This is a genomic window from Burkholderia sp. Se-20378 (genome assembly GCF_017104665.1).
In the GTDB taxonomy this organism is placed as follows: Bacteria; Pseudomonadota; Gammaproteobacteria; order Burkholderiales; family Burkholderiaceae; genus Burkholderia; species Burkholderia lata.
Genome location: NZ_JAAGPG010000238.1, coordinates 1 through 12,475 on the forward strand (window position 1 = coordinate 1; position 12,475 = coordinate 12,475).

At 66.7% G+C, this 12,475-nt stretch carries 10 protein-coding genes and 1 tRNA gene; 7 read left to right on the forward strand and 4 right to left on the reverse strand.

Annotation, left to right across the window (positions count from 1 at the left end):
• The coding region (locus tag G3N93_RS22850) for a DUF4136 domain-containing protein (protein WP_206134006.1) at positions 1-627 on the reverse strand (627 nt) is incomplete at its 3' end.
• 187 nt (positions 628-814) lie between these two features.
• Here G3N93_RS22850 and pepN point away from each other — a divergent pair.
• The 7 genes from pepN (at position 815) to G3N93_RS22885 (ending at position 8,683) form a co-directional block, all read left to right on the forward strand.
• A complete protein-coding gene (gene pepN / locus G3N93_RS22855) occupies positions 815-3,508 on the forward strand; it encodes an aminopeptidase N (RefSeq protein WP_174944603.1) in 2,694 nt (897 codons plus the stop codon).
• A 278-nt stretch (positions 3,509-3,786) separates the two neighbouring features.
• Positions 3,787-4,800 carry a class 1 fructose-bisphosphatase gene (locus G3N93_RS22860; RefSeq protein ID WP_174944600.1) on the forward strand — a complete coding sequence of 338 codons (1,014 nt, stop codon included), beginning with the start codon at positions 3,787-3,789 and terminating at the stop codon, positions 4,798-4,800.
• Between the two features lie 207 nt (positions 4,801-5,007).
• A tRNA-Thr gene (locus G3N93_RS22865) sits at positions 5,008-5,083 on the forward strand.
• A gap of 170 nt (positions 5,084-5,253) precedes the next feature.
• The gene (locus G3N93_RS22870) at positions 5,254-6,063 is read left to right on the forward strand and encodes a LuxR C-terminal-related transcriptional regulator (RefSeq protein WP_174944598.1); all 810 of its coding nucleotides are present in this window, start codon (positions 5,254-5,256) and stop codon (positions 6,061-6,063) included.
• A gap of 161 nt (positions 6,064-6,224) precedes the next feature.
• A complete protein-coding gene (locus tag G3N93_RS22875) occupies positions 6,225-7,958 on the forward strand; it encodes an FAD-dependent oxidoreductase (protein WP_206134007.1) in 1,734 nt (577 codons plus the stop codon).
• Positions 7,955-8,167 carry a hypothetical protein gene (locus G3N93_RS22880; protein WP_206134008.1) on the forward strand — a complete coding sequence of 71 codons (213 nt, stop codon included), beginning with the start codon at positions 7,955-7,957 and terminating at the stop codon, positions 8,165-8,167. Before G3N93_RS22875 ends, G3N93_RS22880 begins: the two co-directional genes overlap by 4 nt.
• A gap of 261 nt (positions 8,168-8,428) precedes the next feature.
• Entirely contained in the window at positions 8,429-8,683 is a 255-nt protein-coding gene (locus tag G3N93_RS22885; protein WP_041492772.1) for a GlsB/YeaQ/YmgE family stress response membrane protein, read from the forward strand.
• A 79-nt stretch (positions 8,684-8,762) separates the two neighbouring features.
• On the opposite strand, the gene G3N93_RS22890 is transcribed toward G3N93_RS22885, so the two are convergent.
• The 3 genes from G3N93_RS22890 to G3N93_RS22900 all read right to left on the reverse strand — a co-directional run.
• On the reverse strand, positions 8,763-9,245 hold the full coding sequence (locus tag G3N93_RS22890) for a TlpA disulfide reductase family protein (RefSeq protein WP_174944660.1): 483 nt from the start codon (positions 9,243-9,245) through the stop codon (positions 8,763-8,765).
• Positions 9,242-10,510, reverse strand: a complete 1,269-nt coding sequence (locus tag G3N93_RS22895; RefSeq protein ID WP_206134009.1) for a glycoside hydrolase — start codon at positions 10,508-10,510, stop codon at positions 9,242-9,244. The genes G3N93_RS22890 and G3N93_RS22895 overlap by 4 nt, the downstream gene beginning before the upstream one ends.
• A partial coding sequence (locus G3N93_RS22900; protein ID WP_206134010.1) for a TonB-dependent receptor occupies positions 10,498-12,475 on the reverse strand: 1,978 nt, incomplete at its 5' end. The genes G3N93_RS22900 and G3N93_RS22895, both read right to left, overlap by 13 nt.

Below are 12,475 nucleotides of genomic sequence, written 5' to 3' on the forward strand. Positions count from 1 at the left end.
GCCGCCGCGCTTGTCGACCGGCAGCCGGACCGAACGGACCGCGCCGTTCGACAGCGGGAAATCGGCGAGCGCGCTGCGCGCGAGAAACGGCATCGCGTACAGCAGCGTGCCGTTGTCGCCGGTCGTGCGCGCGGACACGTTGTACACCTCCTTGCCCGTCGCGCGCTCGGTGATGCGGATGCCGAGCGTGTAGTCGAACACCTGATACGTCTGTGCGACGTAGCCGGCCGGCATCGGCCCCCACGGACCCCACGGGCCCCACGGCCCGCGCCGCCAGTACGGCCCGGGCGCAAACCACGGATCGTAATAGACCGGCTGCGGCACCGTCACGAGATCGCTGCCGACCGCATAGGTCAGCCCGACGAGATACCGCGCCTGCGCCTGCGGCACCTGCCGGAACGCATACGTGGACAGTTCGTTCGCGACGATCGGCTCGTAGGTCGACTGCTCGATGCTGTTCTTCTGCGCATCGGTGCGCGTGAACGCATAGGTGCGGGTCGCGTCGCTGCCGCTCCAGTCGGAGAAGGCCGTGACCTGGGTCGTCACGTAGCTGGTGCAGCCGGTCAGCAGCGCCATGCACAGCACGGCCGCCCAGCCCGCACCGCGTTGAATCCATTCGCGTTTCATGTTGATCCTCTTCGATCCGTCACCCGTTCGTCGCACCGCGCGAACCGTAACGGGATGCCGATAATACGCGGACTCCCGGAAGCGGTAAAAAGTTCGCCCGGCACGCGGCCGCCAGCCTTTGTACAATGGCCCGGTTCGCCCGGCCTGTGCCACGGGCCCGTCCCCCACTCCACCGATCTCGACGACCATGTCCGACAACGCTTCTTCCACCGTGATCCGCCGCGCCGACTACACGCCGCCGGCCTTCCTCATCGATTCCGTCGCGCTCGAATTCGATCTCGCGCCGGCCCGTACGATCGTCAGGAACACGATGCGCGTGCGCCGCAATCCGGACGCCGCGCCCGCGCCGCACCTGGAGCTGATGGGCGAAGCGCTCGAATTCCTCGGCGCACACCTGGACGGCGCGCCGCATGGCGCCGTGCGCGCGCACGAACACGGGCTGACCGTCGAGAACGTCCCCGAAGCATTCGAGCTGACGCTCGAAAGCGCATGCGCACCCGACCAGAATACGACGCTGTCCGGCCTCTATGTGTCGAGCGGCAACTTCTTCACGCAGTGCGAAGCCGAAGGTTTCCGCCGCATCACCTACTTCCTCGATCGCCCCGACGTGATGGCGTCGTACACGGTGACGCTGCGCGCCGACAAGGCCGCGTACCCGGTGCTGCTGTCGAACGGCAACCTCGTCGATTCCGGCGACCTGCCCGACGGCCGCCACTTCGCGAAGTGGGAAGACCCGTTCCGCAAACCGAGCTACCTGTTCGCGCTGGTCGCGGGCAAGCTCGTCGCGATCGAGGAAAAGATCACGAGCGGCTCGGGCAAGGAAAAGCTGCTGCAGGTGTGGGTCGAGCCGGCCGACCTCGACAAGACGCGTCATGCGATGGATTCGCTGATCCACTCGATCCGCTGGGACGAGAAGCGCTTCGGCCTCGAGCTCGATCTCGACCGGTTCATGATCGTCGCGGTCGGCGACTTCAACATGGGCGCGATGGAGAACAAGGGGCTCAACATCTTCAACACGAAGTACGTGCTGGCGAACCCCGAGACCGCTACCGATACCGACTTCGCGAACATCGAATCGGTGGTCGGCCACGAGTACTTCCACAACTGGACCGGCAACCGCGTGACCTGCCGCGACTGGTTCCAGCTGAGCCTGAAGGAAGGCCTGACGGTGTTCCGCGACCAGGAATTCTCGGCCGACATGGCTGCGGGCGACGACATCGAATCGGCGGCCCGCGCGGTCAAGCGCATCGAGGACGTGCGCGTGCTGCGCCAGCTGCAGTTCGCCGAGGATGCGGGCCCGATGGCGCACCCGGTGCGCCCGGAGAGCTACGTCGAGATCAACAACTTCTACACGATGACGGTCTACGAGAAAGGCTCGGAAGTCGTGCGGATGTACCAGACGCTGTTCGGCCGCGACGGCTTCCGCAAGGGGATGGACCTGTACTTCAAGCGTCACGACGGGCACGCCGTGACCTGCGACGACTTCCGTCACGCGATGGCCGACGCGAACGGGCGCGACCTCGCGCAGTTCGAACGCTGGTACAGCCAGGCGGGCACGCCGCGCGTGTCGGTGCGCACCGCGTACGACGCGGCCGCACGCCGCTATACGGTCACGCTCGCGCAGGGCTACGGCGACGGATCGCCGGCCGCGCGCGAAACGCAGCAAGGGCCGCTGCTGATTCCGTTCGCAATCGGCCTGATCGGCCGCGACGGCCGTGACCTGCCGCTGCGTCTCGAAGGCGAAGCCGCCGCGGCAGGCACGACGCGCGTGCTCGACTTCACCGACACCGAGCAGACCTTCACGTTCGTCGACGTACCGGAACAACCGCTGCCGTCGCTGCTGCGCAATTTCTCGTCGCCGGTGATCGTCGAGTACGACTACAGCGACGACGACCTCGCGTTCCTGCTCGCACACGACAGCGACCCGTTCAACCGCTGGGAAGCCGGCCAGCGCCTCGCGACGCGCGCGCTGCTGACGCTCGCCTCGCGTGCCGCCGCGAACGAGCCGCTCACGCTCGGCGAGAACTTCGTCGCCGCATTCCGCCGCGTGCTGACCGACGCGACGCTGTCGCCGGCGTTCCGCGAACTCGCGCTGACGCTGCCGTCGGAAACCTACCTCGCCGACCAGATGGCGGAAGCCGATCCGGCCGCCGTGCATCGCGCGCGCCAGTTCGTGCGCCGCCAGCTCGCCACCGCGCTGCGCGCCGACTGGCTCGCCGCATACGAGCAGCACCAGACGCCTGGCGCGTATGAGCCGACGCCGGAAGCCTCCGGCCGCCGCGCGCTGAAGAACCTCGCGCTCGCGTATCTCGCCGAACTCGAGGATCCGGCCGATGCCGTGCGCCTCGCGACCGCGCAATACGATGCGGCGAACAACATGACCGATCGCGCGGCGGCACTCGGCGCGCTGCTGTCCGCCGCGGCCGCCGGCGCGAACGAACCGGCCGAGCGCGCGCTCGACGATTTCTATCGCCGTTTCGAGAAGGAAGCGCTCGTGATCGACAAGTGGTTCGCGATGCAGGCTGCGCAGCGCGGTACGCCCGCGCAGCCGACGCTCGCGAAGGTTCGCAAGCTGTTCGCGCACCCCGCGTTCAACCTGAAGAATCCGAACCGCGCACGCTCGCTGATCTTCAGCTTCTGCGCGGCCAACCCTGCGCAATTCCACGCGGCGGACGGCTCGGGTTACGCGTTCTGGGCCGAACAGGTGCTCGCGCTCGACGCGATCAACCCGCAGGTCGCGGCGCGCCTCGCCCGCTCGCTCGAACTGTGGCGCCGCTTCACGCCGGCACTGCGCGACCGGATGCGCGAAGCGCTCGAGCAGGTCGCTGCCGGCGCGAAATCGCGCGACGTGCGCGAGATCGTCGAGAAGGCGCTCGCGTAACGCGATCGCCCGCTCACGCAAGCGTGATAAAGCCGGTGCCGCCCCTCGCGGCACCGGCTTTTTTATTGTGTGAATAGTGCTGGAACCGGGCGCAATCGCGGGGGCTGAGCGCGTCGTCTGCCGCCGCTGCAACGCGCGTCCCGCCCGTCTCCACCACCGGAAACCGGGCCGGTTCGACCGCCCGGCCATGTAACCGGACGAAAAAACCCGGCGGCTCGGGAGGTGCGACGGGTAAAATTGCGGCCATTCAAGGATTCTTTGGCCTTCTGGAGTCTGTCATGTCCATTGCCCGCCGCACCACGCTGTCGAAGTTCCTGATCGAACAGCAACGTGAGACCAACAACCTCCCCGCCGACCTGCGCCTGCTGATCGAAGTCGTCGCACGCGCGTGCAAGGCGATCAGCTACAACGTGTCGAAGGGCGCGCTCGGCGAAGCGCTCGGCACCGCCGGCAGCGAGAACGTCCAGGGCGAAGTGCAGAAGAAGCTCGACATCCTGTCGAACGAAATCCTGCTCGACGCGAACGAATGGGGCGGCAACCTCGCCGCGATGGCATCGGAAGAAATGGAAACGTTCTTCCCGATCCCGGCGAACTACCCGCGCGGCGAATACCTGCTCGTGTTCGATCCGCTCGACGGCTCGTCGAACATCGACGTGAACGTGTCGATCGGCACGATCTTCTCGGTGCTGCGCTGCCCGGACGGCAAGCAGGCCACCGAGGAATCGTTCCTGCAGCCCGGCACGCAGCAGGTTGCGGCCGGCTACGCCGTGTACGGCCCGCAGACGGTGTTCGTGCTGACGACCGGCAACGGCGTGAACTGCTTCACGCTCGACCGCGAAGTCGGCTCGTGGGTGCTCACGCAGAGCAACATGCAGATCCCGGCCGACACGCGCGAATACGCGATCAACGCATCGAACGCGCGTCACTGGTACGACCCGGTCCAGCGCTACGTCGACGAACTGAACGCCGGCAAGGACGGCCCGCGCGGCGACAACTTCAACATGCGCTGGATCGCCTCGATGGTGGCCGACGTGCACCGGATCCTGAACCGCGGCGGCATCTTCATGTATCCGGCCGACAAGCGCACGCCCGACCGTCCGGGCAAGCTGCGCCTGATGTACGAAGCGAACCCGATGTCGTTCATCGTCGAACAGGCAGGCGGCGCCGCGACGACCGGCACGCAGCGCATCATGGAAGTGCAGCCGACGGGTCTGCACCAGCGCGTCCCCGTGTTCCTCGGTTCGAAGAACGAAGTCGAGCGCGTGACGGGCTACCATCAGGAAAAGCAATAAATTTGCACTGCAGCACTAGACAGTGTCGCGCGACGTACGTAGAATCGCGGCTCTCGATGTGACCCCAACGGGTCGCATCGCAGTGAAACGAAGCGGGAAGTTTGCCGAGTCGATGAGTTTCGCGAAACAGCAGCAGCAAGCTGAAAAAAATTCGCAAAACCTATTGCCAAGGATTCAGATTTCACCTTATAATTTCGTTTCTCTGATGCCGGTGTAGCTCAGTTGGTAGAGCAGCGCATTCGTAATGCGAAGGTCGTAGGTTCGACTCCTATCTCCGGCACCAAGTTATAAAGGGCTGACAAGCATGCTTGTCAGCCCTTTTCTCATTCCGGGCGCCAAATCGTGCGCTGCCCTCCTTCTGCCCGCGTCCGCTCCGCTTGCGGGCATCACCCGACTCCCGCGCCGCACCCCGCCGATTACAATCGACGAACCACTCCGCCCTTTCCGAGCATCATGCGCACCTGGCGTCTCGAGCGACCGAACCTCACCGGGCAACTGGACGTATCGCGTGCGACGCGCCTCGTCGCCGCGATCGGCGACAACGAACCGAACGCATTCGCAGCCGAAGTGCTGAAGCTGTTCGACGACGCGCTGTCGGTCACGCAATGCACGATCTTCGCGTACGAGTTCGGCAACCGCCCGCGCACGCTATCCGTCGCCGACCATCGCGGCGGCCGCTACCTGCGCGACGTCGCCGACACCTACGCGCGACACTTCTACGCACTCGACGGCAATCAGAAGATCGTGTCGAGCGCGCATCGCGGCGCGCGCGGCAACGACCTGCTGCTGCACCAGCAGGCCGGCGACGAGATCGGTCATGAAGCGTATCGCGCGGCCTGCTACCGCGGCCCCGATGTGTCCGACCGGCTGTCGTTGCTGATGCAGCCCAACGATGCGAGCTGGCTGTCGATCAACCTGTACCGCGCGCATCGCAGCGGCGCGTTCCAGCCACGTGAGATCGCGGAGATCGAAGCGCTCGCGCCGCTGATCGCGCAGGCCGCGAAGCATCACTACGCGCTCGCCGGTGCCGCGCAGATCGGGATCCCGCAACTGATGCTCGCGCGGCTACGCAGCGCATGCCCGGCGCTGTCCAAGCGTGAACTCGACGTGCTGCGCGGCGTGCTCGAAGGCCAGACCGCGCACGAGATCGGCGAGACGATCGGCGTGAAGGCGTCGAGCGTCGTCACGTACCAGAAACGCGCGTACCGGCGCCTGGGCATCTCGAGCCAGCGCCAGTTGTTCGCACTCTGCCTGCAGCCCTGAGCCGAACCGGCCTGCGATGACCGAATCGGGGTAAATCCCGGTCGTCTTCCTGTACCCGGAATGGGGACAGCGGATTTCCGCCCGGCTTCCATACTGCTTCGACTGCCTGCACTTGCCCCGGCGCAAGTGCACGTCGAACCGCCCTCCCCTGGAAGCCCACGATGGATATCGACTTCAAGCCCTACCCGTTCGTCGCCGAGCGCCATCCCGCGCATCTGCCGGCCTGCGACGACGGTATCGATACGCACCGGCATCGCGTGGCGATCGTCGGCGGCGGCCCCGTCGGCCTCGCCGTCGCGCTCGGTCTCGCGAACCACGGCATCCGCAGCGTGCTGATCGAGGCCGACGATGCGGTCTGCCACGGCAGCCGCGCCATCTGCATCTCGCGGCGCAGCCTCGAAATCATCGAGCGGCTCGGCGCGCTCGACGACTTCCTGCGCACGGGACTGCCGTGGACCGGCGGGCGCAGCTTCTACCGTCGCGACGAAGTGCTGCATTTCACGATGCCGCAGGACGAAAACCAGAAGCTGCCGCCGATGATCAATCTCGCGCAGTATCACATCGAGCAGTTCCTGCTCGATGCCGCGCAGCGCCGCCCCGAACTCATCGAGATCCGCTGGCAGGCGAAAGTCACCGGCGTGACCCGGCAACCGGACGGTGTACGCGTCGACGTCGACACACCGCTCGGCGGCTACGCACTCGACGCCGACTGGATCGTCGCGTGTGACGGCGGACGCAGCACGATGCGTGAAGCACTCGGCCTGTCGCTGCAGGGCACGAGCTACGAGGGCCGCTACGTGATCGTCGACATCGCGCTCGACAGCGACCGGCCGACCGAACGGCTCGCGTACTTCGATCCGTCGTCGAACCCGGGCTCGACGGTGCTCGTCCACAAACAGCCCGACAACGTGTGGCGCATCGATTACCAATTGCGCGACGATGAGGATCCCGAAGCGGCCGTCAAGCCGGAGAACGTGATCCCGCGCGTGCAGAACCTGCTCGACATGATGGGCGAGCGCGGCGACTGGTCGCCGATCTGGATCACGATCTACAAGGCGAACGCGTTGACGCTCGAACGCTATCGGCACGGCCGCGTGCTGTTCTGCGGCGACGCCGCGCATCTCGTGCCGATCTTCGGCGTGCGCGGTGCGAATTCGGGCATCGACGATGCCGACAACCTTGCCTGGAAACTCGCGTACGTGACGCGCGGGCTCGCATCAGACACGCTGCTCGACAGCTACTCGGACGAACGCGTGTTCGCGACGCACGAGAACCTGCGCTACGGCACGAAGAGCACCGAGTTCATGGCGCCGCCGTCGTTTGCCTTCGAACTGATGCGCAAGGCCGTGCTGTCGCTCGCGGTCCGGCAGCCGGCGCTGCGCTCGCTGATCAATCCGCGCCAGACGACCGCCATCGCGTATGCGACGTCGCCGCTCAACGCAGCCGAACGCGACACGTTTTCAGCCGGCCCGGCGCCCGGCGCGGTGCTCGCCGAATGTCCGCTGATGCTGTACGCGGCGCACGGCAGCGACATGCGCCGCGGCCATCTGACCGATCTCGTCGCCTCGCGCTTCACCGCGTTCTGCTTCACGTCCGACGGCGAGCCCGATCCGACACTCGCCGATCTTGAACCGCGCCTGCAGGCAGCGCGGATACCGTTCGCGCTCGTCACGCTCGCACGGCATGCGACTCCGCAACAACCGGGCTGCCGCGGCCATGACGACGACGGCCGGCTGTTCGACATGTACGGCGCGCGCGACGGCACCGTCTATCTCGTGCGTCCGGACGGTCACGTACTCGGCCGCTGGCACGACGCTCGCGCCAGCGACGTGACCGCCGCGCTCGAACGCGCACTCCATCCGTGCGCATCATTCGATCCTCAGGAGACCGCATGATGACGGATACCGAACGCGACACGCTCTACGCCGACCTGTGCCGCACGATGACGCGAATCGGTGAAGCCGATGCGTCGCTCTTTCTCGCCCGCTTCGCGCTGCTGTCGATCGAGGCGATCGGCGAGCCCGCGACCGTCGCACGGCTGATCGCCGACGCGGGCGACGGATTGCCCGATGCGGGCATGAAGGCCTCGACGCACGAACGATGACGCTCATGGCCGATCGGCTGCACCGGCGGCCTTTTATTACAGATTCATTTCATTACGCATTGTCCATGCGCGAGCCTCACCGTATGCAGACGAATTCCCTGGAAAATCCCGTTAAGGGTGCATAACATTACTTAACGATTCCGACCCGTCTATCGCGTTACATTGCGTGGGCGGCGCGGCGGGTCGCGATGCCGCCTTCATTCAGCTTGCGGCGACACAGCCGACGTCGGTCATTCGACACAACCCAAGGAGAGGACAACCATGGCTCATGGCTTGATTATGTGGCTCATCATCGGCGCGATTGCCGGCTGGCTTGCCGGCTTGCTCGTCAAGGGCGGCGGCTTCGGGCTGATCGTCGACATCATCGTCGGGATTGTCGGCGCCGTGATCGGCGGCTGGCTGGCCGGGATGCTCGGCATCAGCGTCGGCAGCGGCTTCATCGGTTCGGTGATCGTCGCGGTCGTCGGGGCGGTGATCCTGCTGTTCGTGATCCGGCTATTCAAGCGAGCGGCCTGACGCTTCTCTCCACGCGCCTTCGGGCGCGTTTTCGCATCCGGCCGGCGCGCGGCCCGTTCGCCGCACGCCGTCGTCACGTTCAGCGCTTGGCGCGCTGCAACCAGCCGTCGAGCACGTCGGCCGTCAGCAATCCGCTGCGCGCTTCACGTGCGCCATCGCGCCCGATCCACACGGTGCGCGGCATCTCCCCTCTCCATCCCGCATCGAGCGCCGCCCGCAGACGCTCGGGCATCGGCTCCGCGTTCGCGTACTGCGCGACTTGCGGCGGCAAGTTCATCTGCGCAAGCGCCTGCGAGATCGCCGCACCGTTGTCGTCGTATGCATCCATCGCAACCATCGCGAGCTGCACGTCCGGATGACGACGCTGCCACGCGACCAGATGCGCGGCGTTCTCGCGACAGTACCCGCAATCGAGCGACCAGATTTCGACCGCCAGCGGCCGCTCGTGCGCAGTCGCATACAGGCGCGCGACGTCGGACGCGCGCAGCGGCTGCAGCTCGCCGCCGGCCCACGCCGGCACGCTCGCAAGCACGATGCCCAGCAATGTAATCAGCCGCTTCATTTCACTGCCTCCACGGCGATCAGCCGATAGCCGTCGTTACGCGTGCGCCACGACAGATAGATCCGCCCGGCATCGTCGAGCAGTTGCGGGTTGTCGCTTGCGCCCGATGTCGCCGCGATCACGCGCGGCGCCGACCAGTGCTCGCCGCGATCGTCCGACCGACGCAGCTTGATCTGCATCGTGTCGCCGTCGAACGCCTTCCAGGCGAGCCACACGATGTCGCCACGCGCGACGAGCGCCGCATGCGACGCCTGCTCGCCTGGCGTCGCGGGATTCGCGCCGAATGCCCACGGCGTGCCGCGCGGCTCGCCATCGGCGCCGATGCGCGAATAGAACACGTCGGCCCGGCCGTCGACGACGCCGAACCACACGAGATGACGCGTGCCGTCCGGTGTGATCGCCAGCGCCGGCCCATGCTCGGGGCACGCCTCGACGTGCCAGTTCGAGAACGTCGCGCGCACCGGTACGATCGGCTCCGACGCAGCGACGGGCAACACGGCGAGCGCATGATCACGGATCTGTCCCGGGAACACGTTGCGCCATGCGGCCTCGATGCGTCCGGCCGGATCGATCGCCATCGCGATGCGACAGCATTCGCACGTGTGGTCGGTCACCTTGCGTTCGGCTTCGAACGACGCGCCGCCGTCACGCGATACCGCGTAGTAGACGGCCGCGCCTTCGTACGCCTGCCCCGCCGCTTTCGCCGCAACGAGATCGCGCTTGTCGATCCATGCGATCGCGATGTTGCCGGCCGGATCGACGGCCATCATGTCGAAGCGGTGCGTGATGGCCTGCCGGTCGCGATGCACGGTCATGGGCACGCTCCACGTCGCGCCACCGTCGAGCGATCGCGCGAAACGCACCATGCCCGTGTACGGCGCATCGAGCGGCATCGACCACGACACGTACACCGCACGCCCGTCCGGACTCGTGGCGATCTTCGGGCGATTCTCGGCGCTCGTGTAGATCGGCTCCGGCATCGCGTTGACTGTGACGGGCGCAGACAGCGTGCGGCCGGCATCGTCGGAATGCGCGACGACGACGTGCGCGCCCTCGACCCACGCGACCCACAGCCGGTGATGCGTGTCGAATGTCGCCCCCGTCGCGAGCGGCTGCTTCTGCTGCGCGGGCGCGGCCTGCATGCTCATGTGCGCGGCGTGCGAATCGACGGCCTTCGGCACGTCGTGCGCATCGTGCGCGCCGGCCGGCGACACCGACGCGAACCACAGCGCGACGCCGGCCGCGAGCGATCTCACAGCGACCATTTCAGTTCTCCATAGAAAGTACGGCCCGGATACGGGTGGAACACGTAGTAGCGGCGGTCCGTCAGGTTGTCGATGCCGAGCGACGCGGTCCAGTGACGGTCGTAGCGGTAGCGCGCCTTCAGGTCGACGACCGTGAACGAGCTCGTGCCGCCGTAGACATCCGGGTTCACGTCGCTGTTGTCGAGCGTGTTGAACTGGCGGCCCGAGTAGCGCACGCCGACGCTCGCCAGCCAGTGCTCGTCGAAGCGATACGACGCGAGCAGGTTCGCACGCATGCGCGGAATCCTCGGGAAGCGCGAGCCGACATACGCGGGATTCGCCGCATCGGCGAGGATCTGCGCGTTGCTCGCCGACACGTTCGCGTCGAGATTGAGCCCGCGCAGCCCGACGTTCTCGCCGCTGAACGCGAGTTCGACGCCGCGCACGCGCACGCGATCGACGTTCGAGATGTTGGTCACCGTCGTCGCACCCGACACCGTCGTCTGGCTGTAGATCGAATCGCGCAGGTCGCTCTGGAACACGCTGGCTCGCACGACGCCGACGCCCACGTCACGCTCGGCCGTGAAGTCCCAGTCGATCGCCTTTTCCGGCCGCAGGTTCGGGTTGTTGTTGACGATCGCGTTGTTCGAGATCGTGCCCTGGAACAGTTCGCCGACCGTCGGGAAACGCGTGCCGGTCGCGAACGACAGCCGGAAGCGCCAGACGTCGGTCGCATCCCATTGCAGCGCGACCTTCGGCGACAGCGCGTTCGCACTGCGGTCCGCATAACCGAGCGTACCGCTCGCATTGCCGAGCGTGCCGCCGTACGCATCCCAGCGCTCGTAGCGCAGCCCCAGCGTCGCGAGCCAGCCCGGCGCGAAGCGCCACGCGTCCTGTCCGAACAGCGCCTGCGTGCGCGTGTCGCCTCGATAGACGCTCGACAGCGACGTGGTCGGCCCGGCCAGCCAGTCGGCCGTGTTGTACGTGACGTTGCGCAGGAAGTAGTTGTCGTAGTGATAGCCGAACGTGAACGTATGGCCCTTCACTTCCGGCGCCTCGGCCTTCAGGTCGAGCGTGCGCCAGCCGGTGCCGTCGCCCTGGAACAGCGTGCCCGCGCCGCCCTGCACGGTCGACGCCGAGCGCTGCACGTCGCGCGACACGTCGTACGCGGACACGACACCCGACAGGCGCCAGCCGGAATCGAGCCGGCCGTTCAGGCCGAGCGCGTATAGCCAGTTCTCCTGGTCGCCGCGCTGCGGCGCGAATGCGTTCGGCGCGACGGTCATGTTCTGGCCGCCGATCGACACGTTGCCGCCGTAGACCGGATTGCCGGCCGCATCGCGCAGGAAGGTTTCACCGTGCTGCCGGTAATGGTTCTCCCAATGCCCGAGCGTGAGCGTCGCATCGACGTGGTCGGTGAACGCATAGCCCATCCGGACCGTCTCGTTGAGCTGCTCGGTCCGCTCGATCGTCTGCGCGCCGACGATCGTCCGCGGCTTTCCGTTCGGCCCGATGTCGGTCGCGGCGCCCGTCACGGGCACGGCGGCGCCGAGCTTCGGGTTGTATGCAGAATTGGGGCTCGCGTACTGCATCGGCTGCCCATTGTTCTCGAGCCGGTCGAGCGACAGCGCGAACCAGAACCGGCCGACGCGGTTCGCGATTCGCGCAGTCTGGTGATTGCCGCCGAAGCTGTCCGCGAATCCGTAGCCGTCGTGGTAGCGCTGCGTGAAGAACTGCGTCGACAACGACGCCTCGAGCTTTTCCGGGCGACGCGTCGTGAGCAGCACGGTCGAGCCGATCGAGTTGCCCGGATACAGCGCGGAAAAGGGGCCATAGAGCACGTCGACGCGCGCGATATCGTCGGGTGGAATCAGCGACCAGCGCGGCGGGTACGCGTAGCTCGAGCCGAGCAGGTTCGACAGCAGCACGCCGTCGGCGTAGACGAGCCCGCGCGCGCTCTGCAGTTCGTTGAAGTCGCGGCCGGCG

Coding starts and splice junctions, on each gene's coding strand:
- G3N93_RS22885 (WP_041492772.1), top strand. CDS start 8,429: ATGGCTCATGGCTTGATTATGTGGCTCATCATCGGCGCGATTGCCGGC.
- pepN (WP_174944603.1), top strand. CDS start 815: ATGTCCGACAACGCTTCTTCCACCGTGATCCGCCGCGCCGACTACACG.
- G3N93_RS22895 (WP_206134009.1), bottom strand. CDS start 10,510: ATGGTCGCTGTGAGATCGCTCGCGGCCGGCGTCGCGCTGTGGTTCGCG.
- G3N93_RS22870 (WP_174944598.1), top strand. CDS start 5,254: ATGCGCACCTGGCGTCTCGAGCGACCGAACCTCACCGGGCAACTGGAC.
- G3N93_RS22880 (WP_206134008.1), top strand. CDS start 7,955: ATGATGACGGATACCGAACGCGACACGCTCTACGCCGACCTGTGCCGC.
- G3N93_RS22890 (WP_174944660.1), bottom strand. CDS start 9,245: ATGAAGCGGCTGATTACATTGCTGGGCATCGTGCTTGCGAGCGTGCCG.
- G3N93_RS22875 (WP_206134007.1), top strand. CDS start 6,225: ATGGATATCGACTTCAAGCCCTACCCGTTCGTCGCCGAGCGCCATCCC.
- G3N93_RS22860 (WP_174944600.1), top strand. CDS start 3,787: ATGTCCATTGCCCGCCGCACCACGCTGTCGAAGTTCCTGATCGAACAG.